General features: G+C 54.3%; 26 protein-coding genes. 16 read left to right on the plus strand and 10 right to left on the minus strand.

The genetic code is table 11. The annotated features are described in order from the left end of the window. Nucleotides 1-88: 88 nt before the first annotated feature. Entirely contained in the window at nt 89-817 is a 729-nt protein-coding gene (locus tag ACFE33_RS02130; RefSeq protein WP_380056271.1) for a DsbA family protein, read from the minus strand. A 250-nt stretch (nt 818-1067) separates the two neighbouring features. Between ACFE33_RS02130 and ACFE33_RS02135 the strand changes: the two genes are divergently transcribed. Next, nucleotides 1068-3101: a protein-disulfide reductase DsbD family protein gene (locus tag ACFE33_RS02135; protein WP_380056273.1), complete on the plus strand. Its 2034-nt coding sequence runs from the start codon at nt 1068-1070 to the stop codon at nt 3099-3101. Here the strand turns inward: ACFE33_RS02135 and glpK are convergent. Then, nucleotides 3098-4582, minus strand: a complete 1485-nt coding sequence (glpK, locus tag ACFE33_RS02140; RefSeq protein ID WP_380056276.1) for a glycerol kinase GlpK — start codon at nt 4580-4582, stop codon at nt 3098-3100. The two genes, ACFE33_RS02135 and glpK, sit on opposite strands and share 4 nt — an antisense overlap. A gap of 29 nt (nt 4583-4611) precedes the next feature. Then, on the minus strand, nt 4612-6171 hold the full coding sequence (glpD, locus tag ACFE33_RS02145) for a glycerol-3-phosphate dehydrogenase (RefSeq protein ID WP_380056279.1): 1560 nt from the start codon (nt 6169-6171) through the stop codon (nt 4612-4614). 330 nt (nt 6172-6501) lie between these two features. Here glpD and ACFE33_RS02150 point away from each other — a divergent pair, with 330 nt between their 5' ends. The 4 genes from ACFE33_RS02150 to ACFE33_RS02165 all read left to right on the plus strand — a co-directional run bounded on the left by ACFE33_RS02150 (nt 6502) and on the right by ACFE33_RS02165 (nt 10523). Next, nucleotides 6502-7980 (plus strand): SulP family inorganic anion transporter, encoded by a 1479-nt coding sequence (locus ACFE33_RS02150; RefSeq protein ID WP_380058633.1) that lies wholly within the window; start codon nt 6502-6504, stop codon nt 7978-7980. A 12-nt stretch (nt 7981-7992) separates the two neighbouring features. Then, nucleotides 7993-8841, plus strand: a complete 849-nt coding sequence (locus tag ACFE33_RS02155) for a universal stress protein (RefSeq protein WP_380056281.1) — start codon at nt 7993-7995, stop codon at nt 8839-8841. Between the two features lie 129 nt (nt 8842-8970). Further along, on the plus strand, nt 8971-9993 hold the full coding sequence (locus tag ACFE33_RS02160; RefSeq protein WP_380056284.1) for an aspartate-semialdehyde dehydrogenase: 1023 nt from the start codon (nt 8971-8973) through the stop codon (nt 9991-9993). A gap of 338 nt (nt 9994-10331) precedes the next feature. Further along, nucleotides 10332-10523 (plus strand): hypothetical protein, encoded by a 192-nt coding sequence (locus ACFE33_RS02165; protein ID WP_380056287.1) that lies wholly within the window; start codon nt 10332-10334, stop codon nt 10521-10523. 1 nt (nt 10524) lies between these two features. Here the strand turns inward: ACFE33_RS02165 and ACFE33_RS02170 are convergent, their stop codons facing one another. Further along, nucleotides 10525-11175 carry a carbonic anhydrase gene (locus ACFE33_RS02170; protein WP_380056290.1) on the minus strand — a complete coding sequence of 217 codons (651 nt, stop codon included), beginning with the start codon at nt 11173-11175 and terminating at the stop codon, nt 10525-10527. A gap of 118 nt (nt 11176-11293) precedes the next feature. On the opposite strand from ACFE33_RS02170, the gene ACFE33_RS02175 reads away from it, so the two are divergent. The 3 genes from ACFE33_RS02175 to ACFE33_RS02185 all read left to right on the plus strand — a co-directional run bounded on the left by ACFE33_RS02175 (nt 11294) and on the right by ACFE33_RS02185 (nt 13983). Beyond that, entirely contained in the window at nt 11294-11707 is a 414-nt protein-coding gene (locus ACFE33_RS02175) for a hypothetical protein (RefSeq protein WP_380056293.1), read from the plus strand. Nucleotides 11708-11779: 72 nt separating this feature from the next. Next, complete coding sequence (locus ACFE33_RS02180; RefSeq protein ID WP_380056295.1) at nt 11780-13165, plus strand: leucyl aminopeptidase family protein; 1386 nt, start codon at nt 11780-11782, stop codon at nt 13163-13165. Continuing rightward, a complete protein-coding gene (locus ACFE33_RS02185) occupies nt 13162-13983 on the plus strand; it encodes an NlpC/P60 family protein (protein ID WP_380056298.1) in 822 nt (273 codons plus the stop codon). Before ACFE33_RS02180 ends, ACFE33_RS02185 begins: the two co-directional genes overlap by 4 nt. Before the next feature lie 4 nt (nt 13984-13987). Here ACFE33_RS02185 and ACFE33_RS02190 read toward each other — a convergent pair whose 3' ends face one another. Further along, on the minus strand, nt 13988-14326 hold the full coding sequence (locus tag ACFE33_RS02190; protein ID WP_380056301.1) for a DUF2794 domain-containing protein: 339 nt from the start codon (nt 14324-14326) through the stop codon (nt 13988-13990). A gap of 130 nt (nt 14327-14456) precedes the next feature. Here ACFE33_RS02190 and ACFE33_RS02195 point away from each other — a divergent pair, with 130 nt between their 5' ends. Together ACFE33_RS02195 and ACFE33_RS02200 are read left to right on the plus strand one after the other, a co-directional pair. Then, on the plus strand, nt 14457-15569 hold the full coding sequence (locus ACFE33_RS02195) for an S-(hydroxymethyl)glutathione dehydrogenase/class III alcohol dehydrogenase (protein WP_380056304.1): 1113 nt from the start codon (nt 14457-14459) through the stop codon (nt 15567-15569). Nucleotides 15570-15614: 45 nt separating this feature from the next. Further along, complete coding sequence (locus ACFE33_RS02200) at nt 15615-16190, plus strand: ATP-dependent Clp protease proteolytic subunit (protein ID WP_380056307.1); 576 nt, start codon at nt 15615-15617, stop codon at nt 16188-16190. A gap of 29 nt (nt 16191-16219) precedes the next feature. Here ACFE33_RS02200 and ACFE33_RS02205 read toward each other — a convergent pair whose 3' ends face one another. Together ACFE33_RS02205 and ACFE33_RS02210 are read right to left on the minus strand one after the other, a co-directional pair. Further along, nucleotides 16220-16846, minus strand: coding sequence for a TetR/AcrR family transcriptional regulator (locus ACFE33_RS02205; RefSeq protein ID WP_380056309.1), 627 nt, complete (start codon nt 16844-16846; stop codon nt 16220-16222). 89 nt (nt 16847-16935) lie between these two features. Further along, a complete protein-coding gene (locus ACFE33_RS02210; RefSeq protein WP_380056312.1) occupies nt 16936-17106 on the minus strand; it encodes a hypothetical protein in 171 nt (56 codons plus the stop codon). Nucleotides 17107-17277: 171 nt separating this feature from the next. Between ACFE33_RS02210 and fghA the strand changes: the two genes are divergently transcribed. The 6 genes from fghA to zapE are packed head-to-tail and all read left to right on the plus strand — an operon-like array spanning nt 17278 to nt 22162. Continuing rightward, nucleotides 17278-18108, plus strand: a complete 831-nt coding sequence (gene fghA / locus ACFE33_RS02215) for an S-formylglutathione hydrolase (RefSeq protein ID WP_380056315.1) — start codon at nt 17278-17280, stop codon at nt 18106-18108. After that, nucleotides 18105-18563: a YaiI/YqxD family protein gene (locus ACFE33_RS02220; RefSeq protein WP_380056318.1), complete on the plus strand. Its 459-nt coding sequence runs from the start codon at nt 18105-18107 to the stop codon at nt 18561-18563. Before fghA ends, ACFE33_RS02220 begins: the two co-directional genes overlap by 4 nt. Nucleotides 18564-18580: 17 nt before the next feature. Then, nucleotides 18581-19204 carry an HAD family hydrolase gene (locus ACFE33_RS02225; protein WP_380056321.1) on the plus strand — a complete coding sequence of 208 codons (624 nt, stop codon included), beginning with the start codon at nt 18581-18583 and terminating at the stop codon, nt 19202-19204. Then, nucleotides 19201-20112: an ornithine cyclodeaminase family protein gene (locus ACFE33_RS02230; RefSeq protein WP_380056324.1), complete on the plus strand. Its 912-nt coding sequence runs from the start codon at nt 19201-19203 to the stop codon at nt 20110-20112. The genes ACFE33_RS02225 and ACFE33_RS02230 overlap by 4 nt, the downstream gene beginning before the upstream one ends. Further along, a complete protein-coding gene (locus ACFE33_RS02235) occupies nt 20112-21038 on the plus strand; it encodes an alpha/beta fold hydrolase (protein ID WP_380056327.1) in 927 nt (308 codons plus the stop codon). Before ACFE33_RS02230 ends, ACFE33_RS02235 begins: the two co-directional genes overlap by 1 nt. Before the next feature lie 50 nt (nt 21039-21088). Beyond that, the gene (zapE, locus tag ACFE33_RS02240; protein ID WP_380056329.1) at nt 21089-22162 is read left to right on the plus strand and encodes a cell division protein ZapE; all 1074 of its coding nucleotides are present in this window, start codon (nt 21089-21091) and stop codon (nt 22160-22162) included. Here the strand turns inward: zapE and ACFE33_RS02245 are convergent. The 3 genes from ACFE33_RS02245 to ACFE33_RS02255 all read right to left on the minus strand — a co-directional run bounded on the left by ACFE33_RS02245 (nt 22159) and on the right by ACFE33_RS02255 (nt 25266). Continuing rightward, nucleotides 22159-23391, minus strand: a complete 1233-nt coding sequence (locus tag ACFE33_RS02245; RefSeq protein WP_380058635.1) for a bifunctional folylpolyglutamate synthase/dihydrofolate synthase — start codon at nt 23389-23391, stop codon at nt 22159-22161. The genes zapE and ACFE33_RS02245 overlap by 4 nt on opposite strands. 32 nt (nt 23392-23423) lie before the next feature. Continuing rightward, on the minus strand, nt 23424-24320 hold the full coding sequence (gene accD, locus ACFE33_RS02250) for an acetyl-CoA carboxylase, carboxyltransferase subunit beta (RefSeq protein ID WP_380056332.1): 897 nt from the start codon (nt 24318-24320) through the stop codon (nt 23424-23426). Nucleotides 24321-24393: 73 nt separating this feature from the next. Continuing rightward, the gene (locus ACFE33_RS02255; RefSeq protein ID WP_380056334.1) at nt 24394-25266 is read right to left on the minus strand and encodes a CPBP family intramembrane glutamic endopeptidase; all 873 of its coding nucleotides are present in this window, start codon (nt 25264-25266) and stop codon (nt 24394-24396) included. Between the last annotated feature and the right edge of the window lie 85 nt (nt 25267-25351).

A 25351-nucleotide genomic window follows, 5' to 3' on the forward strand; every position in this document is an offset into this window, starting at 1 on the left:
GTGATTCCGGTGATTTACATCAACGAATTGGCTCAATTATGGCACAGGTAAGGGAAAATCCCTTTTCGGCACGCCCTTATTTCATGGGCTATTCGGCGCTTCTGGCAGCCTCAACGAGCTGTTGCATCGCCGTAAGCTCAATCATGCCAGGAACAAGCTCGTCACCGATGATAAACGATGGTGTGCCGCCGAATCCGAGTGTTTTGGCAAGGCTATTCGTAGTTGAAATATGCTCTTCAACCTCTGGTGATTCCATGTCCGCTTTGAGCTGATCTATGTCGAGACCGACCTTCTCGGCCACTTTCAGGACCGATGCTTCGTCCAGTCGGCCGCGCTGGGCCATAAGCTCCCAGTGGAATTCCTCGTACTTGCCTTGTTCACGTGATGCTAATGCCGCACGAGAAGCGAAAACCGACCCCTCGCTCAGGATGGGCCATTCACGATATACGACGCGCACGTTCGGATCTGAGGCGATAAGCTCTTCTACGGCCTTGCCCGCTTGTTTGCAGTAGGGACAGTTATAGTCAAAGAACTCGACAACGGTCACATCGCCGTCCGGATTGCCCAAAACGGGCGCGTTTGGGTCGCCTTCCAATAGCTGGCGCTGGGTTTCGAGTGTGGCTTGTGCGGCGTTTGCGGCTGCGTCTTCTTCGCGCTGTTGCAAAATGGTGATTGCTTGGCGGATGATCTCTGGATTTTCGAGGATGGTTTCCAGAACCAATTCCTGCACCCGCTCTTCGGTAAGGTCCTGCGCTTGCGCGGCTGGCGCAAAGGATGCGAGAGAGAGAAAAACGACGGCAGAAAAACGGCTAAGCATAAGGGCACCTTCAAGTAACTTTGTTACTAGCCCTTAAAGGCGCTTTGGGATTTCGGCGCAAGCGTTTGTATGGAACACAGTCTCAATACATCGTGATATATAGGCGAAACCACGCCAATTTGCCGCGTTTCAACCTTGTCGTGACTAAATTAAGAAAGAATAAACCGCCGCGTGCGATTGTTCACGACGAACTGATTTGCATCTTGGAACGCAACGCAGCACTTAAGAGGGGTTACTAACGAGGCACGAAATGCGTCTAATTCTACTATCTGCGACCCTGATTGCGGCGCTTGTATCTGGCGCATTTGCCAAGGAGAGCGCGTCCTATAATTCCAACGCGGTTGAGGCCAAGCTCATCACCGCCCAAGACGGTGTGGCACCCAAGTCCCAGACCCTCGCGGCGGGCTTGTCGGTCACGCTTGAGGAGGGTTGGAAAACCTATTGGCGCAGCCCCGGAGAGGTCGGATTACCGCCAGAGCTCAATTGGAGCACCTCTGAAAATATCGAGAGTGTGCGTCTGGAATACCCCGCGCCCGAGCGTTTCCGTGCCTTTGGAATTGAGAACTTCGGATATGAGCACAACGTTCTGTTTCCCCTTCAAGTGACTCTCAAGAATCCTGGTGAGCCAGCGGTACTAAGAGGGGATATATCGCTCTTGGTGTGCTCGGACGTTTGTATTCCAGACGATTTTTCGCTGGAGTTGACTGTGGACGCAGGCGAAGGAATTGATGCTGGCTCGGCAGGGTTGATCGCCGACGCTATGGCAAATGTACCGGTTGAGACGGATACGCCCATCACTGCATCCCTTGCCGACGACACGCTTACGATTCAAGCCGTTTCGCGCGCATCGTTTAATAATCCCGATGTCTTCCCCGAATTTGGCGCTGGCTCCGCATTCGGCGCGCCGGATATCCGCGTAAGTGACGATGGAAATACGCTTTGGGCGGCTTTTCCGGTTCTTGCTTTGGATGAAGAGGCCACCGAAATGGCCCTGACCATCGTTGATGACAATGGCGCAGTGACGCAAGCCGCCGCGCTCAGCGATACCGTACCAACGGCGCCGTATGAGGTAAGTGGCGCATCCGTTGGCACGTCGTTCATTTGGATTCTGTTCATCGCACTATTGGGCGGGCTCATCCTGAACGTAATGCCATGCGTCTTGCCAGTTCTTTCGATCAAATTTGCCTCTGCGCTAAAGGCGCGCGATCACTCTCCCGCACGTGTACGCAAGGGGTTCTTGGCCTCTGCGGCGGGCGTGATGGTCTTTATGTGGAGTTTGGCGGCTGTGCTTATCGCGATGCGTAGCATGGGACAGACCGTGGGCTGGGGGCTACAGTTTCAGAGCCCGATTTTCCTTATCGTTATGCTCGCAGTGCTCGTTGTTTTCGCTGCGAATATGTTTGGTCTCTTTGAAATTTCCCTCCCACAAAGCTGGATGACACGCATGAGCAAATCTGGCGAGGGGTATGTCGGCGATTTCGCGACAGGGGCGCTCGCGGCGGTCCTTGCGACGCCATGTTCGGCACCGTTTTTGGGGACGGCTGTGGCCTTCGCGCTGGCGGGAAGTGTGCTGGATGTAATCGGTGTCTTTACGGCGTTGGGCGTTGGACTTTCTGCGCCTTACTTGCTCGTCGCGCTTCGTCCGTCGCTTGTTCAGGCGCTTCCAAAACCTGGCCCGTGGATGGTGACCGTAAAATATGTGCTCGGAGCGCTTTTGCTTGCGACGGCCGTTTGGCTCGGGTCGGTTCTTGCGACGAACTCCGGCGTGGTACTAACCGCGATCGTGGCAGGGGTTCTGTTGGCGGTGGTCATCGTTCTATCCCTTGGTGATCGGGTGAGTACGGCGTCCAAGATCGTGGTGAGCGCTTGTCTCTTGATCGTTGCGTGTGCCGCTCCGTCGATGGTTCCTAAACAAGTGCGGATAGTCGCTGAGCAAACGAATTGGCAAGCCTTCGATCGCGCCGAAATTCCCAAGCTTGTTGCTGCGGGCCAAACGGTGTTCGTAGATGCAACCGCGGATTGGTGTCTAACCTGCAAGGCCAACAAGAAACTTGTGCTGAGCCAAGGCGAAATTGCCGAACTCTTGCTTCAGGATAACGTCGTTCCGATGGTCGCTGACTGGACACGCCAAGACGAGAATATCGCGCGTTTCCTTCGGGCCAACGGGCGCTTTGGGGTGCCATTCAACATCGTTTACGGCCCTGGTGCGCCCGATGGTATTGCGCTTCCAGAACTGCTCACCACGGACGCCGTGCTTGAGGCCTTCGATAAGGCTTCGGGCTAGGGCGCGCTCAAGGTTCGCTTGATGGCGTCTTTCCAGCCGACGTAGCGGCGATCGCGTTCTTCATCGGCCATTTTTGGTGTGAACTGAGTTTCAAGAGACCAGTTCGCCGCAAACTCTGCCTGATCGGGATAGATGCCCGCTCGCATACCCGCCAGCCATGCAACGCCAAGGGCGGTGGTCTCTTTGATCGTCGGGCGATCAACGGGCGCGTTCAGAATGTCGGCGAGGAATTGCATCGTCCAATCACTCGAACACATGCCTCCGTCAACGCGGAGCGTGGTGCTCTCGTGGTCGTTCATCCAGTCGGCTTTCATTGCTTCGCTTAGGTCGCGGGTTTGAAAACCGACACTCTCGAGGGCGGCGCGCGCGAATTCTCGCGGTCCTGTGCCACGGGTCAGCCCATAGATTGCGCCACGGCAATCCGCATCCCAATAGGGCGCGCCAAGGCCCGTGAACGCGGGAACGAGCACAACGTCTTGGTGGGGGTCAGATGCTTCGGCGAGGGTTTGCGTTTCTGCGGCATCATCAATAATGCCAAGCCCATCTCTAAGCCATTGCACCACCGCGCCCGCAATGAAAATGGACCCTTCGAGCGCATAAGTAACCTTGCCGTCGAGTTGATAGGCGATTGTGCCGAGCAAACGGTTTTGCGAAGAAATAAGGGTCTCTCCTGTATTCAATAGCGCAAAACAGCCTGTTCCATAGGTTGATTTCATCATTCCCGGTTCAAAACACGCCTGCCCAATGGTGGCGGCCTGTTGGTCGCCCGCCACGCCAAGGATTGCGAGTGGCTCCCCCAGAAAATCGGTCGTGCCGAAATCTGCGGCGCAGTCCATTACCTCGGGGAGCATTTGCATCGGAATGTCGAGCAGGGCGCAGATATCCTCGTCCCAAGAACCGGTTCGAATATTATACAGCATTGTGCGCGCTGCATTGGTGGCATCGGTAACGTGCCGCTCACCATTGGTGAGGCGCCAAATCAGGAATGAGTCAACCGTCCCGAAGGCCAGATCACCCGCCAATGCCCGCTCGCGCGCACCATCAACGTTCTCCAAAATCCAAGCCAGTTTCGTTCCCGAAAAATACGGATCAAGAAGCAACCCCGTGCGTTCGGTGATCATATCCTCGTGGCCATCTGCCTTGAGCCTATGGCAGAAATCGGATGTGCGGCGGTCCTGCCAGACAATAGCGTTGTGAATTGGTTTGCCTGTGCTGCGATCCCAGACAACGGTTGTTTCGCGCTGGTTAGTGATGCCAATACCCGCGACGTCGGCGGCGGTTATTCCCTGTTGCTCCAATGCTTCCTTGCAGGTCGCGACCGTTGTGCTCCAGAGGTCTTCGGGGTCGTGCTCTACCCAGCCGGATTGCGGGAAGTGTTGCGGGAATTCTTTCTGAGCGATGGTCGTGATCTGCATATCCTGATCGAACAGGATCGCGCGGCTAGAAGTTGTACCTTGGTCAATTGCCAAAATAAAAGTCATTAGGTTTCTCCGTTGGGCCGTGCTTTGTTTTATGTATTCGTAGCGGCAAGATGCTGTGCAATCCAGCTTTCAAGCGACTGTTTCTGATCGGCGCAGAATCTGAGGCCGAGTTTGCTTCGCCGCCACAGGATGTCGTCGGCGTTGGTTGCATATTCTTTTTCGATCGCCCAGCGGACTTCTGCTTCGAAAAGCTCGTGGCCGAAGTCTTGTCCCAGTTCGCCAGAAAATATCTCTGACGCTTCCGTTCCATATGCCCGCACCAATCGTTCGCAGGTTTTGGAGCTTAGGTTTTTGTGTTGATCGTGGAGGGCGGCCACAAGGCTTGGTCCTCCATCAACAGGGAAATCCCCACCAGGGAGCGGTTGGCTCGCTGTCCAATTCTCGGCGGTATTTGCAAGATGAGGGTTAAGCTTCGCCAGTGCGGCCTCGGCGAGTTTGCGATAGGTTGTGATCTTGCCGCCAAAGACATTTAACAACGGCGCGCCACCAGTTGTATCCAGCGAGAGCACATATTCACGCGTAGCGGCCGTCGCACTCTTGGCGCCGTCGTCATAGAGCGGCCTAACGCCAGAATACGTCCAGACGATATCTTCATGTGCGATAGACTTCTTGAAATACTCCCCAGCAAATGCACGCAAGTAATCGGACTCTTCTCGCGTACACTCCGCGGTATCTGGCGCGCCTTGGTGATCTTGATCTGTGGTGCCAATACAGGTGAAGTCGTCCTCGTACGGAATAGCAAAGATGATGCGCCCGTCTGTGCCCTGAAAGAAATAGGCGCGGTCGTGGTCAAATATGCGCTTGGTTACAATGTGGCTCCCTCGGACCAATCGCACGCCTTCTTTTGAATCGCTTTCCACTGTGTTCTTGATCACATCCTCAACCCACGGGCCGCCAGCGTTCACCAATGCGCGTGCTTGATGTACCTCTGATCCGTTGGGGCCGGTCGTGTGGATTTCCCAAAGATCGCCGACGCGTTCGGCGTGTGTAACCTTGGTGCGCACCATGATGTCGGTGCCACGGGCCTCTGCATCACGGGCGTTCAGAACAACGAGGCGGGCGTCATCCACCCAGCAATCGGAATATTCGTAAGCGTGCTCAAACTTATCGACCAATGGCTCGCCCGCAGGGTCGACCTTAAGGTCCAGCTTGCGCGTTGCGGGCAAGATCTTTCGACCGCCCAAACTATCGTATAGAAACAGGCCCAGCCGGATGAGCCAAGCGGGGCGGCGCCCCTTCATCCAAGGCATAAACAAATCAAGCAAGTTAGAGGTCGGCGTTCCGCCCTCAAATCGCATCGACTCATGATACGGTAACACAAACCGCATTGGGCGGCTGATGTGGGGCATGGCGCGCAATAGGGTTTCGCGCTCGATGAGGGCTTCGCGCACCAATCGGAACTCGAAATACTCTAGATACCGCAAACCACCATGAAACAGTTTCGTACTGGCGGAGGAAGTCGCGGAAGCCAAATCATTCATTTCGGCAAGCGCAACGTCCATGCCACGGCCCGCCGCGTCACGCGCGATACCACAGCCATTGATGCCGCCGCCAATAACGAAAATATCGTAGATCTTCTTTGCGGGCATTTCATTGCGCCTTTCGTTTCTGTTCGCTTGTGGTCGTAGATGCTCGTATTTCGCGTATTTGTCAATCTGAACAGAACATCGCGACCTTTGCGAATGGCGAATAATAACATGCCTTTGATGGGGTGGGCGTTCGCATTATGCACTAAAAATGTGACGCTTGAGGCACAGCGAATTGGATATATTCTCAATTTCCCACCAATATTGCCGTTTTTCGCATTGCCCCTAGCAAATAGCGGCCCAACGCCCTATTCCCTGCGCGAACGCGAGAACAGGGCGCCTGCGTGCCCAAACAGGCCGGAGTAATCCATGAATCCAGATTTTGTTAACCGAATGCGCCAAGACTGGCTTGGGAATATTCGTCCCGATCTTATGGCGGGGCTTGTTGTTGCGCTTGCACTAATCCCCGAGGCGATCGCCTTTTCGATTATCGCAGGCGTCGATCCCAAGGTTGGACTTTATGCAAGTTTCTCGATTGCGGTGATTACCGCCATTACGGGCGGACGTCCGGGGATGATCTCGGCTGCAACGGCTGCGACGGCGGTGCTTATGGTGACGCTGGTTAAGGATCACGGGCTTGAGTACTTGCTGGCGACCACAGTTCTTGCGGGTCTGTTGCAGATTCTGGCGGGGATGCTGAAACTTGGGAGCGTTATGCGCTTTGTGTCCAAGTCGGTCATGACCGGCTTTGTGAACGCGCTCGCGATTCTGATTTTCCTTGCGCAGCTGCCAGAGCTTGACCCATCTACCGCAGGTGTGAACACGATGACCTATGTGCTCGTTGCGGCGGGTCTGGGGATTATCTATCTGTTCCCGTACATCACAAAGGCCATTCCTTCACCGCTGGTCACAATTGTTGTGCTGACGGCGCTTACTTTGATGCTGGGTATTGATGTTCGTACGGTTGGTGACATGGGTGCGCTTCCGGATACGCTCCCGGTATTCCTTATTCCCAATATTCCGCTCACGTTTGAAACCTTGCAGATCATTTTCCCAGTTGCTGCGGCGATTGCGGTCGTGGGCCTACTTGAGAGTTTGATGACCGCGCAGTTGGTTGATGATCTGACCGACACCGTGTCCGACAAAAATCAAGAGTGCATCGGTCAGGGCCTTGCGAATACGGCGACGGGCTTTATCGGCGGTATGGCCGGTTGTGCGATGATCGGGCAGTCGATGATAAACGTAAAATCCGGTGGCCGTGGGCGTTTGTCCTGCTTCTCCGCAGGTGTGTTCTTGTTGATCCTGATCGTAGGGCTTGGTGATTGGGTTGCTCGCATTCCGATGCCTGCACTGGTTGCGATCATGATCATGGTTTCCATCGGTACATTCAGCTGGTCCAGCATCAGCAACCTTCGCGAACATCCGCGCGCAAGCTCGATTGTTATGCTCGCGACGGTGTGTGTGACGGTCTTTTCTCATAATCTTGCGCTGGGCGTTCTTACGGGGGTTCTGTTGTCGGGTATCTTCTTTGCTTGGAAAATCGCGGCGGTGTTCCGCGTGACCTCGGAGCTAAAAGAAGGCGGTCGCGAACGGGCATATATGGTTAAGGGGCAGCTTTTCTTTGCAACCGCGCCAGATTTGGCCGGAGCATTTGATTTCGGCGAAGTGCTGGAGCGTGTGACAATTGACGTCAGCCATGCGCACATTTGGGATATTTCATCTGTCGCCGCATTGGATATGGTGGTCCTCAAGTTCCGTCGCGAAGGCGCAGAGGTCGAGTTGATCGGCATGAACGAGGCGAGCGAAACCCTGATGGGGCGCTTGTCCGAGCATGACAAACCCGGCGCGCTTGAGCGCATGATGAGCCACTAGGGAGACTATAGTATGTCAAAGATTATCGCATTGGTGGATGGCTCGATTTATTCCGAGAGCGTTTGCGACCACGCCGCGTGGATTGCAACCCGTAAGGGATCATCGGTTGAAGTTCTGCATGTACTCGGTCGCCGCGAAGGTGGTTCGCAGAACCTGTCGGGGAACCTCGGCCTTGGGGCGCGTACCAAGTTGATGGAAGAGCTGGCAGAGCTTGATGAGAAGAAGTCCAAGCTCAACATTCAGCGCGGACGCGCCATTCTGGAAGACGCAGAAGCACGCCTTCGCACCGATGGAGTGAAAGAAGTAGAGACCCGTTTGCGCAACGGTGACCTGATGGAAGAGCTTCACGCAGTAGAAGAAGATGCCGATTTGGTCGTGATCGGCAAGCGCGGAGAGGCGGCTGATTTCGCGCGGTTGCACCTTGGCTCAAACGTAGAGCGCGCCGTTCGCACAAGTAAGAAGCCGGTCCTCGTGACATCGCGGGCATTCCGGCCGATTGAAACCTTCCTGATCGCATATGACGGCGGCAAGAGTGCAATTAAAGCAGTTGAGCACGTCGCCAAGAGCAAGGTTTTTGCTGGCCTGAAATGCAAGATGATCTTTGCGGGCGTGGATTCGCCAGATAATCGCAAGATCCTTGAGCAGGGCAAGGCAATCCTTACCCAAGCTGGCTATGAGGTTGATGCACAGATCATTGACGAGCAGCCCGAGATCGCCATCCTCGAGACAATCGAGATGGAAGATATCGATATGCTGATGATGGGGGCCTATAGCCACTCGCGCATTCGCAGCCTGTTTATCGGATCAACCACTTCCGAGATGATACGCGCCTGTTTGGTGCCCTTGTTGATGTTCCGTTAGCGGTTTTCGGCACATATTCAGAGATGTGATGGCCGGACCCACAAAATAAACGTCGGCCTCTCTTTAACTGTTGCGCGGGATGCGTTATGCGGTGCGCTGTCTTTTGGACAGTAACGAAGGAGTTCCCAGATGGGATATAAGATCGTCGTCGTTGGTGCTACGGGTAACGTAGGCCGCGAAATGCTAAACATTTTGGCCGAGCGCCAGTTCCCCGTTGATGAAATTGTCGCTCTTGCGAGCCGCAGATCAATTGGTACGGAAGTTACGTTTGGTGAAACGACGCTTAAGACCAAGGACCTAGATACGTTCAATTTCGAAGGCTGGGACATCGCGCTTTTCGCTGTGGGTTCCGAAGCAACTTCGAAATACGCGCCGATTGCTGCCAAGGCCGGTTGCCTCGTGATCGATAACTCTTCGCTGTATCGCTATGATCCGAAGGTTCCGTTGATCGTTCCAGAGGTTAACCCCGATGCAATCGACGGCTATCGCAACAAAATGATCATCGCGAACCCGAACTGCTCGACCGCTCAGATGGTTGTGGCACTTAAGCCTTTGCATGATCGCGCGCGGATCAAGCGCGTCGTTGTCAGCACTTACCAATCTGTTTCAGGTTCCGGTAAAGAAGCAATTGATGAGCTGTGGGATCAAACCAAAGGTATGTATGTGCCGGGTCAGGAAGTAGCACCCAAGGTTTACCCAAAGCAGATCGCGTTCAACGTGATTCCGCATATTGATGTGTTCCTCGATGATGGCTCTACGAAAGAAGAGTGGAAAATGGTCGCCGAGACCAAGAAGATCATTGATCCAGCCATCAAAGTAACCGCAACCTGTGTGCGCGTTCCTGTATTTGTTGGCCACTCTGAAGCGCTTAACATCGAGTTCGAAGATTTCGTTGACGAAGACGAAGTTCGCGACATCCTCCGCGAGGCGCCTGGTGTAATGGTGATCGATAAGCGCGAGGACGGTGGCTATGTGACACCAGTTGAGTGTGTCGGCGATTTCGCGACATTCATCTCGCGTATCCGTCAGGACAGCACGATCGAAAACGGCATCAACCTCTGGTGCGTTTCCGATAACCTGCGCAAAGGTGCGGCACTGAACGCGGTTCAGATCGCCGAACTTTATGGCCGTCGGATCCTGCAACAAGGCTAGGTCCTGTTGAACCAACAAAGAGGGCTCAGCTTCGGCTGGGCCCTTTTCTTTTGCGCGTTAAGTCGTTGTTTACTTGATTCTTATTTAAGGTTTCACACGCGACAGGCGGATAGATTGGCGTGCGACCACGCTGATTGCGTCGACTTTTGAGCAGAAAGTGGCGCAAACGGGTATATAACGCGCTGTTTTATCAAAACTTTTATCCAAACGTATACTGACGGCTAGGCTCTCCATGCGCTTGGAGCTTGAATTAGCCCTTTGCGCGCTCGTTTTTTAGTAATCACTGGGTAACACTGGTTAGCGAGAACTTAATCATTGACCTCAACAGGAGATACAAAATGACTAACGCTAGCCTTCTTGAAAAAGCCCGCGCAAACCGTACTGCTGCTCTTGAATCCCTCAAGGGAGAGCGAGCTCGTCAGAAATCTCGTGCGATGTTCCACACGATCCGAACAGCGAAGCCAACCGAGGATCTTCTTGGCGCATTTGGCAAACCTGCCCACGTCGAAGATGTTCGGTTGGCCGCCTAGATCAGATCTTGTCAAATCGGGCAGTTTTGGCGTTGTAATACTCCAACCCACCGTTCCCGATATCAGTCCACAAGCCGTGCAGGCTTAGGTTGTCCTTCTCGACCCGCTCGCGAATGAATGGGAACGTCATCAGATTTTCGAGCGAGACAATAACGGATTGATGCTCAAGAGCTGTCTTGCGTTCTTTCTCGTCGGTAATATCGGCAACGCGATCAAATCCGGGGCGCAGAATGTCCATCCAACGACCAACAAAGCTGGACTTTTCTTCGAGTTCGGGGGCCGTGCCGGAACACATATCGTGGCAACCCTGAACGCCACCACAGCCAGAATGGCCCAGCACAACCAAATTCGTAACGTGAAGTGCTGTGACGGCGTATTCAATCGCGGCCGAAGTGCCGTGGATATCACCATCGGGTTTATAGGGTGGCACAAGGCTGGCGATATTGCGGTGAATAAAGAACTCGCCTTCGTCGGCTCCGAAAATGGATGTAACGTGTACACGGCTGTCGCAACAGGAAATGATCATCGCGCGTGGGCGCTGGCCCTCGTCGGCAAGTCGCTTATACCAAACCTTGTTTTCGGCAAAGGTCGTGGCTTTCCAGCCCTGATACCGCTGCACGAGATAGGACGGTAATGGTTTAGCGTGTTCCATGATGTTTCCTTCTGTCGGTTTCAATGTGTTCTAGGGCGCATTTATCTGAAATTCGAGAGATATTTTCGTGCCCACAGTAAACTCTTTGTAAGGGTGCAGATTTAAATACGAATTTGCCGTGGGGGCAATAATTAAACCGGAGGGTGTGGTTTTGGGTGAAAAGGTTGATCTTCGACCTGAGGAATGTGTTCGACTTAATCCAAGTCGTTTAACTGAGTTGTATGTTGAATTGGGCCATCGCGCCGCAGAGAACGTTATCGGCCGCGCAATGGAAGAGCTTGCGGTGCGGCTCGGAGAGATTGAGGCTGCCTATTGGGAGAGTGATTTTGCCCAAGTTGGTAAGCGCGCGCGGAGTATTATTGCGATTGCGGATCAAGTCGGCCTGAACGGTCTGTCCCTCGCTGCGCGTCACGTCACAGTGACCGCCAAGCAGGACGCGCCGACAGCGATTGCCGCAACGGTCGCCAGACTTGTTCGAATGGGCGACAATTCACTGACAGCCGTTTGGGATGCACGGGATATGTCAGTTTAATACAAGTATGCTCTTGCGACGAGGAATGGGAAGATTAGTCTAGGCGCAACACTCTCTAACACAGGCGAGCCGATGTCATTGAAATTTGCGTCCCAGTCCCAGAAATCTATTCCGCTCTATGTTCTAGAGAATGAAGAGTGTGAGGAATTTCTTATCACTTTACCCGAGCAGGCGCGCGTTTGGGCGTCTGCGCAGGGGTTCTCTGGCGGTCTAGGGTCTTTTTGTGTGCTGCCTTCTGCGGAGGGTGGTATTTCAGGCGTATTAGTGGGCTATGGGGATGCCGCGGCCCGTGCACGCGGACGGTTCCATTTGGCGGGTATAGCGCCGAACCTTCCCAAAGAGAATTATCACGTCGCACGAGCCCCGAAGTCGTTCGATTTTGATGCGGAGGCGTTGGGTTGGCTCTTGGCGGGATACACATTTGATCGGTACCGCACGCAGACGACCTGTGAGGCGCGGCTTGTTGCTCCTGATGAAGTGGATGCGAGCCGCCTAGAAGTGATCGCCGAGGGCGAAGCATTGACGCGTAATCTTATCAATACGCCGACATCGGACATGGGGCCTGACAAGCTACAGGAAGCGTTCTTTGCGCTGGCCGAGAAACATTACGCCAAGGCAAGCGCCATCGTCGGTGACGAACTTCTGGAGCAGAACTTCGAGATGATCCACACCGTTGGTCGCGCCTCTGCGCAAGCGCCGCGATTGCTTGAAATGCGTTGGGGTGGGCGAGGCCCCAAACTAACCTTGGTAGGCAAGGGCGTGTGTTTTGATACGGGTGGATTGAACCTCAAACCGGGCGCTTCAATGGCGTTGATGAAGAAGGATATGGGCGGTTCGGCGGCGGTTCTTGGCTTGGCGCATATGATTATGGCGCTAGAATTGCCGATACAGCTCCGCGTTCTGGTGCCTGCAGTTGAGAATGCGATTGATGGTTCAGCGTTTCGGCCGAGTGACATCCTGAAATCGCGTAAAGGATTGACCGTTGAGGTTAACAACACCGACGCCGAAGGGCGGCTTGTTCTGGCGGATGCGCTGGCGTTGGCGGATGAGGAAGAAACGGATCTGGTTATCTCGATGGCCACATTGACGGGCGCTGCGCGGGTTGCTGTTGGGCCTGATTTGGCGCCGTATTTCACCGATGACGCGGGTACCGTATCCGCGCTTGAGGCTGCGGCGGCGAAGGTCGCCGATCCGGTTTGGCGTATGCCGTTTCATACACCTTATGATGCGCTGATCGAGCCGGGGATTGCCGATTTGGATAACGCGCCCAAGGGCGGTTTTGCGGGCGCGATTACCGCTGCTTTGTTCTTGCGCCGTTTTGTTACCGAAGCGCCGCGTTACGTTCATTTTGACATCTATGGTTGGCAGCCTACCGCTGCGCCAGCACGTCCCAAAGGTGGCGTAGGGCAGGGAACGCGGGCAATTCTGGATGCGCTGCCGGAAATTCTCAAACTGTGACAGATCGCCGATTTCATTTCGCGAACAGCCGCATTGCTCATGAGAGTCTGCGTGGGGATGTTCAAGCTCCTCAATTTGCCGAGGGTGCGGCGCGTCAAGTGGTATCGCCCGTTGCCGACCTCTGCGCCGCGCAGCGAGGAAAGCGGGATGCGCAGTTGTTAATGGGCACAGAATTCGAGGTGCTCGAAACACATGAAGGCTGGAGTTTTGGGCGATCTCTTGAGGATGGATATGTCGGGTATGTTGCGGCGGAACAGCTTGGGCCAACAGCAATCTCAACACACTGGATCTCGGCCCGAAGCTCACAGATTTATTCAGCGGCGGACATCAAATCACCCGAGATCGCCAACATATCCTTTGGAAGCAAGCTCGCTGTTGCCCGCATAGAAGGAACATTCGCAGAATTGGAAACGGGCGGGTTCGTTCCGGTACAGCACCTGTCAACGAAAACCTTGACCGACCCCGCCTTGGTGGCTCTTGGATTCCTAGGGGTGCCGTATCTTTGGGGTGGGAATAGTTCGCTTGGGATTGATTGCTCGGGCCTTGTTCAGCAGAGCCTTAGAGCGTGCGGGACAGAGTGTCCGCGCGATAGTGATCAGCAGGAAGCATATTTCACCGAAGATGTTACGGATGCAGCGATGATGCGGCGCGGTGATTTGGTGTTCTGGAAAGGGCATGTCGGCATGATGCTCAATGAACAAGAGATGATCCATGCCAATGCCCACCACATGGCGGTTGCGATTGAGTCGTTTAGTGAGGCTTGTGCACGCATTGGCGCAAACGAATTCGGTCAGATAACCGCAATGAAGCGTCCTTAGGCGGCTACTTTACTGCGCGGATCAGCTTCTTTTCCAAGACATGCAGAACAGGCTTCAGATCATGTCCCCGCTTGAGAACTTGCCCCTCCATTCCAATAACAGCATACAGGCCCTGCTTAAGCCGAAGCTTCGGGCGCTTTTCGATGCGGTACAGAGGGTTCTCGGCGCTTCGGCGGAAAATCGAGAAAACAGCGACATCCGGTAGGTGTGAAATCCCGTAATCGCGCCATTCTCCTGCGGCGACCATGCGCCCATAGAGCGACAGAATCGCGCTTAGTTCAGTGCGATGAAAAGCAACCTGTGCAGGTGGATGAAAAGGCTTGCGGAAGGGATCAACATTCATCCTAAAATGTTGCGCCCAATCCGCCCGAAAATCAAGTATTCGCTGAACATTTGCAATGCGAACGCTTCGTGCTTGAAACTCGGCGGTCAATATATCACGCTGTGCGCGACGAATTCATGGAGATATTGATATGCGAACTCGCGCCGCCGTTGCCCTTGAGGCAGGAAAACCTCTTGTTGTTATGGATGTGAACCTAGAGGGCCCAAGAGCGGGCGAGGTTCTCGTAGAAATCAAGGCCACAGGGCTTTGCCATACGGATGAATTTACGCGCTCTGGTGATGACCCCGAAGGGATTTTCCCAGCAATCCTTGGCCACGAAGGTGCAGGGGTTGTGATCGAAATTGGTGAAGGTGTTACAAGCCTTGAGGTGGGTGATCACGTGATCCCGCTTTACACACCCGAATGTCGCGAGTGTGAGTATTGTTTGAACCCCAAAACCAACCTTTGTCAGTCGATCCGTAGCACGCAGGGTGCAGGTCTTTTGCCAGATGGCTCGACGCGGTTCTCGATGCTGGATGGCACGCCGATCCATCACTATATGGGATGCTCGACCTTTGCCAATCACACGGTTGTTCCAGAGATCGCGCTCGCCAAAGTTCGCAAGGACGCGCCCTTCGACAAGATTTGCTATATCGGCTGCGGCGTGACGACAGGTATTGGCGCGGTGATTAACACGGCGAAGGTCGAGATAGGCTCTACCGCGATTGTGTTCGGCCTTGGCGGGATTGGATTGAATGTCATCCAAGGGCTTCGACTCGCTGGTGCAGACCAGATCGTCGGCGTTGACCTGAACGATAGCAAAGTGGAAATGGCCACACGTTTCGGCATGACCGATTTTGTGAACCCGTCCAAAGTTGACGGAGACTTGGTTGCGCATCTGGTGGAACTCACGGGCGGCGGCGCGGACTATACCTTCGATGCCACGGGCAACGTGAACGTGATGCGGACCGCGCTTGAGTCGGCGCACAAAGGCTGGGGCGAGAGCGTGATTATCGGCGTTGCACCAGCAGGGGCCGAAATCAGTACGCGGCCATTCCAGCTTGTTACAGGGCGTGTCTGGCGCGGAACGGCCTTTGGGGGTGCTTCGGGGCGGACAGATGTGCCCAAGATCGTTGACTGGTACATGGACGGGAAGATCGAAATCGATCCGATGATCACCCACACTATGTCCCTTGATGAAATCAACGACGGGTTCGATTTGATGCACGAGGGGAAATCTATTCGCTCAGTGGTTCTTTATTAACCAATTTAGCAGATACAGCCAGAACTGGCAGAAATTGAGGAAACAATGAGCGAAGATAACAACAAAGACGAATCCACTGGCCGCTTGGCGGACAAGCTGTTCTTCAAGAGCCGCAACGTGATCGTAACAGGAGAGGTGACAGACAAGCTCGCCAAGCAGACAGTCACGCATCTTCTTGCCTTGGCCGAGGAAAGCGATGAGCCGATCAATATGTTCATCAGTTCCCCTGGTGGGCATGTGGAATCGGGCGATATGGTGCATGATATGATTAAGTTCATCACCCCGCGCGTGCGTACTATCGGTTCGGGCTGGGTGGCGAGCGCGGGTGCGTTGATGTTTGTCGGTGCCGATAAAGAAGACCGTTATTGTCTGCCGAATACACGCTTTCTGTTGCACCAACCAAGCGGCGGTATCGGCGGTAAGGTGACGGATATGCAGATCCAAGCCGAGCAAATTCGCCGTATGCGCGAGCGTTTCCATCACCTGTTTGCCGAGGCTACGGGCCAGACGCCTGAGAAAATCGCCGCGGATACTCAGCGCGATTTCTGGCTAACTACGGATGAGGCGCTTGATTATGGCCTCTTGGGCCAAGTGATCAAAACAATGGGTGAGTTGAAGTAATTCACTTAGGGCCTTGGGAAACCGAGGCCCTATTCGTTTGTGACGCCATAGTGGGCGAGGAACATATCAACTGCGCCGTCCACGATCTTGGTAATTTCGGCATCGCTGAAGGTTATCTGAACACCACATAGGATGCGCGGGTGGATGTAAGTTTTGGATAGCTCCATGAACTGCTCTGCGGCAAAATCTGTATCGTCGATTTTCAACTCGTTTCGCGCGACAGATTGATTGAGGTAGTCCGCAAGTCGTGCCTTTACGAGCGCTGGGCCAGATTCATAGAATTGTTTTCCAAGCTCAGGAAAACGACCCGATTCTGCCATACAAATCTTGAAAACCGCGAGCCCAAATTCCGACGTGATAAAGGCGATCATGCGCCTTGCCGCTTCTCTCAAGACCAGTCGCGGCGGCGCGCTCATGTCAATAACTTCGAGCGCTTCTTCTGCCTGTCGGTGGCATTCGATCTCGGCTACCTGAGCAAACAAGAGCCGCTTATCGGGAAAATAACTATAGAGCGTCGCTTTGGAGACTTCTGCGGCGCGGGCGATGTCGTCGACACTGGCCCCTTCAAATCCATCGCGCATAAAAACTTCACGCGCACCATCAAGGACTTGGTTGAATTTGCGTCCGCGTTTGATAAGGCCAGCATGAACTGTCATTGATCGCTCCGTTGGTTATGTGCCCAGCATAAACCTTTCGGTTCACTTTCAGCAAGCAGCAGAGCGATCATAGAGATGATCAGAACGTCTTAGCCTTTCTCGGCTTCGCACGTTGCGATGGTGCTTGGGCTACATGCGCCTTGCGTGGTTACTGGCTCGCTTGGAAATGTGAGATGCGGAAGTTCCATCGTGATGCTGCCGGCAAGGGCAGGACCGGTGACGGCAATAAGCAAGGCAGCAGTTGAGAGGATACGCGTCATAGGATGATTCCTTGTATTTTGTAGTGTTCGGGAATATATCTAAACTAATCAGTTTAGTTTTCAAGCCAAAAGTGAACTGATCGGTTTATTTCTGGTGGTCTTGCAAGACGTAACGTCGCGCGGTAGCCCTAGGGGCAAGTTCAATAAGGCGATTTTCGAGAGGGCGAGAGCATGGAAACGGTTTCAGAAAACAAGTGTTTTGATGGGGTGCAAGGAGTGTACCGAGCGCCGTCCGATGCCTGCTCAGGCGAGATGACATTCGGCCTGTTCCTTCCACGAGAGGCAAAGCAGCAACCGGTGCCGCTTTTGACCTTTTTGTCTGGGCTAACCTGCACGCATGAAAACGCCATGGTGAAATCGGGTGCTCAACAATGGGCGGCTAAGCACGGCCTCGCGATCTTGTTCCCCGACACGTCACCGCGCGGCGAAGATGTTGCCAATAGCGAGGATTATGATCTGGGGCAGGGAGCAGGCTTTTATTTGAACGCCACCCAAGAGCCATGGGCGTCGCATTTTCAGATGTGGGATTATATCGCCGAGGAATTGCCAAAACTCATTGAGCGCAACTTCGACGTCGATACTTCACGTCAGTCGATCATGGGCCATTCCATGGGCGGACATGGCGCGCTTACGCTCGCCATGAGCAAACCAGAGCAATATGCGTCAGTATCCGCCTTCGCACCCATCGCTAATCCGACGCGATCTGACTGGGGCCGCAAACAATTCAAGGCCTATCTTGGTGATGACGAGAGCACCTGGGCTGCGCATGATGCGACGCTCTTGATGCGCGACGTGGGATTTGACGGGCCGGTATTGATTGATCAAGGCACCGACGATCAGTTCCTCGATCTTCTCAAGCCCGAGGCCCTCGCAGAAGCTATGGCAGCTCGGCGTCAGCAAGGCGCATTCAATATGCGGTCGGGATACGATCATTCGTATTTCACCATTTCCACCTTTATGGAAAGCCACGTCGCTTTCCACGCCGAGGCGCTTTTGAAATGACGAAAATCTATGTGGATGCGGATGCCTGTCCTGTAAAGGCGGAAGCCGAGAAAGTCGCCACACGCCACAAGCTCCAGATGCTTTTGGTGTGTAACGGCGGCCTGCGTCCCAGTCAGAATCCTTATGTTGAACTAATCATCGTTCCAGAAGGGCCAGACATAGCTGACAAGTGGATCGCAGAACGCGCAGGCCCTGGCGATATCGTGGTCACAGGTGATATTCCGCTGGCCGATGCCTGTATCAAAGCTGGCGCGCGTGTATTGCGCCACAATGGTGATCCACTGAATGAGAGCAACATCGGGCCCCAACTCGCGACGCGCGATTTGATGCAGGATTTGCGCGCAGCCGATCCGTTTCGACAGGGAGGAGGGCGCGCGTTCTCCAAGGCTGACAGATCAAACTTCTTAAATGCGCTAGAGCGTGAAATTCAAGCGGCCAAAAGACTGCCGCGCTAAGAACAGGGTGAGAGAAAATGAGTGTACAGGCCGTTGTTTTTGATATCGGAAACGTGCTGATCGAGTGGCAACCAGAGCGCCACTACGATGCCAAATTCGGCGAGGCGCGCCGCCGCGAAATGTTTGAGGCGGTGGACCTTCACGGCATGAATGACCGCATCGATATGGGCGGGCCGTTCAAGGACACAATTTACGACGAGGCCGAGAAGTATTCGCAGTACCGCGCCGAAATTCGCGACTGGTTTGACAGTTGGATCAAGATGGCTAGCCCTGAGATTCCGCAATCCGTCCTATTGCTCCGCGCCCTTCGAGCAAAGTCCATCCCAGTATTTGCGCTCTCGAACTTCGGTGTTGAGAGTTTTGCTTATGCCGAAACCGTTTATCCATTCTTGGGCGAGTTTGATAAGCGTTATATTTCGGGTCACATGGAGGTCATTAAGCCCGATCAGAAAATCTATGAAATGGTCGAGGCCGATTGCGGCGTTGCACCTGCGGGGCTTCTTTTTGCGGATGATCGCGTCGACAATATCGCAGCGGCGGATGCGCGCGGATGGCAAACGCATCTATTTGAGACGCCTAAGGGGTGGGCAAAGCGCCTTGTGGATGAGGGGCTTCTGACCTCCGAGGAGGCAGGGCTATGAAAACAGTCGGCTTTGATGAAGGAGAGGCCAAGCTCGATTGGATCGGTTTGACCGACGCGCTGATTGCTGGCCACAAACTTTCGCGCGCGGATATGGGGGATATGTTCCTTTATCGCACGCCAGATACGGGGCTTGTGCGCGGGGCGGTGATTGACGGGCTTGGATTCCTTGTGAAAACCGCGACGATCTTCCCAGAGAATACGGCCAAGGAACTGCCGACGGTGAATGGCTCGGTGCTATTGTTTGACGATGCCGCCGGACTGCCCGAGGCAATGATTGATTTCCACTTGGTTACTAAATGGAAAACAGCGGGCGATAGCCTGTTGGGCGCGCGTTTGTTGGCGCGTCCGGATAGTCGCAAAATTACGATCCTCGGGGCCGGAACGCAGGGCGCAAATCTCTGGTCTGCGTATCGCGCGCTTTTCCCTGACGCGGAATTTACGATCTGGAACCGGACCTTCCACAAGGCCGAAGCCTTCGCAAAAACATACGCAAATACCCGTGCGGAATCTGATCTTGAGACTGCAATACGCGGTGCGGATATTATTACTTCGGCGACAATGTCGTCCGAACCGATGATCAAGGGCGCGTGGCTTTCGGCAGGGCAGCATCTTGATTTAATCGGCGCCTACCGACCCGATATGCGCGAAGCAGATGACGAAGCCCTGACACGCGCACGAATCTTTGTCGATAGCCGCGACACCACGATCGACCATATTGGAGAGCTAAAAGACCCAATCGCGCGCGGTGTTATCAAACCCCAAGATATCGTCGCGGATTTTTACGATTTGGGCAGTGATTCTTTTTCCCGCCAAAATAATGACGAGATTACTCTGTTTAAGAACGGTGGTGGCGCGCATCTGGATTTGATGACGAGTCGATACATTCTTAACCAGTGGAGTTCGTAATGGTTTGGTTAATATTCGGAGCAGTGATCGCTGTGATCGCTACGCCCATTGTTGTTGAGCGGTTGCGAAAGCACATTTCACCTGCATTGCGTGCCGAGGCTCCGGGTAGATACACCAACCTATCGCAGGGGGTGACCCACTATCAGTGGGCGGGGCCTCCGGACGGGCAAATCGTTGTTTGTGTTCATGGTCTATCTACACCCAGTTATGTGATGACGGCGCTCGTTAAGGGGTTCGTTCTCATGGGGTTTCGTGTGCTTTCCTATGATCTTTATGGTCGCGGATTATCGGCGCGGCCACAAGGGGATCAGGACCTTCCGTTCTTTCGTCAACAACTTGCCGAGCTGTTAGAGGACCAAGGCGTTGATGGCCCGATTACACTCGTGGGGTATTCGATGGGCGGCTCGATCTCAGTCGATTTTGCCAGTACATATCCCGAAAAAGTGCACCAGATTATTTTGCTCGCGACTGCTGGTCTTGGGCAAAAAATCTCGCCTGTGACCCGCTTTCTGATGATTGTGCCGGTTGTCGGAGATGCGCTTATGAATACCTTTGGCGGGTTTCGCTATGGTCGCTCAACCGCCGCAATGGATGCCGCAATCGAAGCTGCTCCGAACATGAAGCCTTGGCCTGTCCGTGAGTGTCGCTCTCAAGGGTTCCTTCCCGCGGTCCTTTCGAGTTATCGGCACACATTGACGGTACAGCAGGATGAGGCTCACCGCACGATTTCGGAAAATGACATCGCGGTTCTGGCCATTTGGGGCGCCGAGGATCCCGTGGTTCCAATGACCGCAATGGGCCGCCTTGCTCAGGCGAACCGTACATCGCGGCAAACGGTTGTACCCGGTGCTGACCATTCAGTTATCTACACGCATCCGCAGGATGTGATCCGTGACATTCAAGAGTTCCTTCGCGCGGCGGACTAGGGACTGGTTCATCTTTCCTTCTGCCGAAATGCGTTTTAAACGGGGGCATGGTGAAAACGATCCAAGATATCTATGCCGCCCAAGTCGCTGATGGCACGCTTCGGAGTGACCCTGCCCAGATTGCCGCGCTCCCTGAACTTGAGCGATTGAGAGCTGACATTGTCGAAGCTTCGAGCAAATCGAGTGGTTTGAAGGGGCTCTTTTCGCGCCGCAAGGGAACCCCGAAGGGGCTTTACCTCTGGGGTGGTGTCGGGCGTGGAAAGTCCATGTTGATGGACCTTTTCGTTGAGTCTCTCGGCGATATCCCCGTACGCCGCGTGCATTTTCATGCGTTCATGCAAGAGGTTCAATCCGCCCTTCATGAAGCCCGTAGTAACGGCACCGACGACGCGATTGTTCCAGTCGCCAAGGGCATCGCGGATGAAATTCAGGTGCTGGCATTTGATGAGATGCAGATCACGGATATCGCCGATGCGATGATTGTTGGGCGGCTGTTTGAGATGCTGCACGAGCAGGGCGTTGCCGTCATTACGACGTCAAATCGCATTCCGGATGACCTTTATAAAGACGGGTTAAACAGGCAGCTTTTCCTGCCGTTCATTGACCGTATCAAAGACGATATGGTCGTGCACGAACTTCGGAGCAATACCGATTATCGTCAGGATCGTCTCGCGGGAAACCGTGTGTATTTTGCGCCGAACAACAATGAGGCCAAGCGTGCCATAGAAGAAATCTGGCAGGATTTCAGCAATGGCAAAGGCGCGCCGCTCGACCTTACGGTCAAGGCGCGCACTGTCCATATTCCGGCATTTCATAACGGCGTCGCGCGGGCACGATTTTATGATCTGTGCGGCAAGATGTTGGGGCCTGCGGACTATCTGGCCATCGCGCAGGCCGCGCGGGTGCTTATTCTGGAAGACATACCGTGTCTGGGCCGTAGCAACTTCAACGAAGCCAAACGCTTTGTTACGTTGATCGACGCTTTATACGAAGCCAAGGTGCGCCTGATTTGCTCCGCGGCGGCACAACCTGAGATGCTCTATCTTGAGGGCGAAGGAACGTTTGAATTTGAACGTACTGCAAGCCGTCTAAGAGAAATGCAAAGTGCCGATTGGGGCGCTTAGCCGTTCTCGCGCAGGATATGCCCAGCAAGGTAAAGTGATCCACAAATCAATATACGTGCGTTCGGATCGTGTATGTTCTGAACGGCGGTTGCAACATCCGGCGCAGTTGTAGCAGCAAGGCCGACTTTCTCGGCTTCTGATGCGGTCGTTTCGGCGGGGAGCGTGTTCACTTCGTCCGGAATGGAAATCGCGGTGAGGGATTTAGCAACTTCTGCGAGGGGGCGAAGATAGCCAGCGATATCCTTGGTGTTGAGCATCCCGCAGATGAGGTGCGTATCCTTTAAAGGAAGCGACCGTAGAAGCGACGCGATCGCCTCGCCTGCGGCGGGGTTGTGACCGCCATCAAGCCAAAGCTCCCGCTCACCCGCCGCTTCTAAAAGTGGTCCATGGTGCAAGCGCTGCATTCGTGCGGGCCATGTTGCATTCGTCATCGCGGCTTCGCATGCGGCCTCGTCCATCCCAAGCGCGCGCAGACTCGCTATCGCGATGCCCGCGTTCTGAATTTGGTGCTCGCCCAAAAGGCTCGGTAGCGGTAAATCAAGCAGGCCCGTTTCATCTTGAAATATGAGACGGCCACGCTCTTGAAAGACATGCCAATGCTGCCCCTGCGCAATGAGTGGGGCGTTCATATTCGCGGCTTTTGCCTCAATGACGGCGAGGGCTTCGTCGTCTTGCTTGCCCACAACGCAGGGCACGCCACGTTTGATAATTCCTGCCTTTTCACCCGCAATCTCGGCCAGCGTTTCGCCGAGAAACTGGGTGTGATCGATTGATACGGGGGTGATGACGGTCAGCGCCGGTTCATCCACAACGTTTGTCGCATCAAGCCGTCCGCCAAGGCCGACCTCAAGCAAGGTATAATCCGCATCCGTCCGCGAAAACGCCAAAAGGGCGGCGACGGTTGTAATTTCAAAATAGGTGATACTGTCGGGGCCGTTCTGCTCATAGCAGGTATCAAGAATCTCGGTGAGTGCGGGCTCCGAAATCAGCTCGCCAGCAAGGCGGATACGCTCATGAAACCGCGCCAAATGGGGAGACGTGTAGGCATGTACGCGCTTTCCTGCACCTTCGAGGCCAGCGCGGATCATTGCTTGGGTGCTGCCTTTACCGTTGGTCCCTGCGATGTGAATGACAGGCGGAAGAGAGCGTTCGGGATGCCCAAGGATCGCAAGCAACCTGTGCATGCGATCCAAGTTCAGATCCATGACCTTGGGGTGAAGCTTCATCATCCGCTCAAGGATGACGTCCGATTTAGCGGCGCTCACTTTTTCTCGTCGTCTGGTTTAGGAAGGTCGCCAGAAACCGCAGGAGGAAGCCCCATCAGCATACGGATGATCGCCGTAAGTTCCGCTTTGAGATCCTTGCGTTCGGTTACCCGATCCAACATCCCGTGATCGAGCAAATATTCCGAGCGCTGGAAGCCTTCTGGTAGCTTCTCACGAAGGGTTTGTTCGATCACGCGCGTACCTGCAAAGCCGATAAGTGCGTTCGGCTCGCCGATTTGTACGTCACCAAGCATCGCATAACTCGCGGTTACGCCGCCGGTCGTCGGGTGCGTCAAGACAACGATGAACGGCAGGCCAGCGTCCTTGAGCATTTCAACTGCGACCGTTGTGCGTGGCATTTGCATAAGCGAGAGGATGCCCTCTTGCATACGCGCGCCACCCGCTGCCGAGAACAGAACAAGCGGACGTTTCGTCTTCACGGCGCGTTCGGCAGCGGCGATAATCGCGTTACCGACATACATTCCCATTGATCCGCCCATAAAGGCAAAGTCTTGGCCTGCGGCAACGATCGGAGTGCGGTTCATCTCGCCTTCGACAACCAGCATCGCATCACGCTCGCCCGTTTTCTTTTGGGCGGCTTTCAGGCGGTCGGGGTATTTCTTCTGATCGCGAAATGAAAGCGGATCAGCAATTACCTCGGGCACCTTAATTTCTGTGAAAATCCCACCGTCAAATAGCGCGGCGAAACGGTCGCGTGGGCTAATGTACATATGGTGGTTGCAGGACGAGCAAACATTCAGATTCTCGGCCAGTTCGCGGTGAAACAGCATGGTCCCGCATTCGGGGCACTTTTGCCAGAGGTTCTCTGGAACTTCTCTGCGCGAGAAAAGTGAGTTGATTGTGGGGCGAACGTAGTTTGAAATCCAGTTCATCCGAAGGTGTCCTGCTGTTTGGGGCGCGAATTTGCGTTTCCCCTCAAATAATCAATGGCGCAGCGAATTGCAATCAACGTCGCACCCCAACACGTATCGCAAGCCAAGAAACTGCAAGCATTGCGAACTCTTGCATGATTTCAACGCTTGTGGGGGCAAAATTATCTATTCCTTCGGGTAGAACATAGAGGGCTAGGCCGCTCATTTCCCCAGGGTACGCGACGATAAGCATACCAAAGGCGTTGTTAACGAAATGCAAACCGATTGCAGCGCCCAGATTTCCCGTGCGCGCCACCAAATCCGATGCCGCCAAGGAGAACATGCCCGCCCATACAACAATCATCCACGCATTTGCGCCGTTGTTGGTGTCATAGTGCCCCAATCCAAACAGCAACGCAGTTATCCCCATCCACATCCAGCGCGACGAGAACCGCGCCGCTATCTGTTGTTGTAGGTAGCCACGAAAGAGAATTTCCTCAGCGCTCGTTTGAATAAGCAGCCCCAAGAGCGAAAGCGGCAACAAATAAAGCCAAACTACACCGGAAAGGTTCTTGACGACTTCGACATTTTCACCGCCGCCGTATGGGGGGAGAAAGATAATCGCGACATGTAGAAACAGCATCGCTTTGACTGCGCGCCAGAAGTACGGCCAGATCTGTTGGACGTCGCCAAACAACGTCAGCGGCTTGCGATTATGCAGAATCCAAACCGTGACAGCAGGGCCAAGGATCATACAGAGAAACGAATAGAGCACCGCCATCGTCTTGACGGGCGAAAATGCTGTTGCTCCTTCTGTGGAAGGCGGCGCATCAAAAATCGGGGAGAAAAACAGCCATATCGAAATCGCATACACCGCGAAACAAAGGCCCATCCCGACAATCGTGCGCCAAACCTCGGATTTGGCGCGGGCGGGGGCGATGAATTCGGCGTGAGGTGCGTAGGACATTTGGCCTCTGAAGTGGCGCGGGGTTATTGCTTTTCCGAGTGGTATTCGTGACATATAAGGTCCAGAAGCGAAACCGAAAAGCACC

The organism is Falsihalocynthiibacter sp. SS001, from assembly GCF_042445055.1.
Classification (GTDB): domain Bacteria; phylum Pseudomonadota; class Alphaproteobacteria; order Rhodobacterales; family Rhodobacteraceae; genus Falsihalocynthiibacter.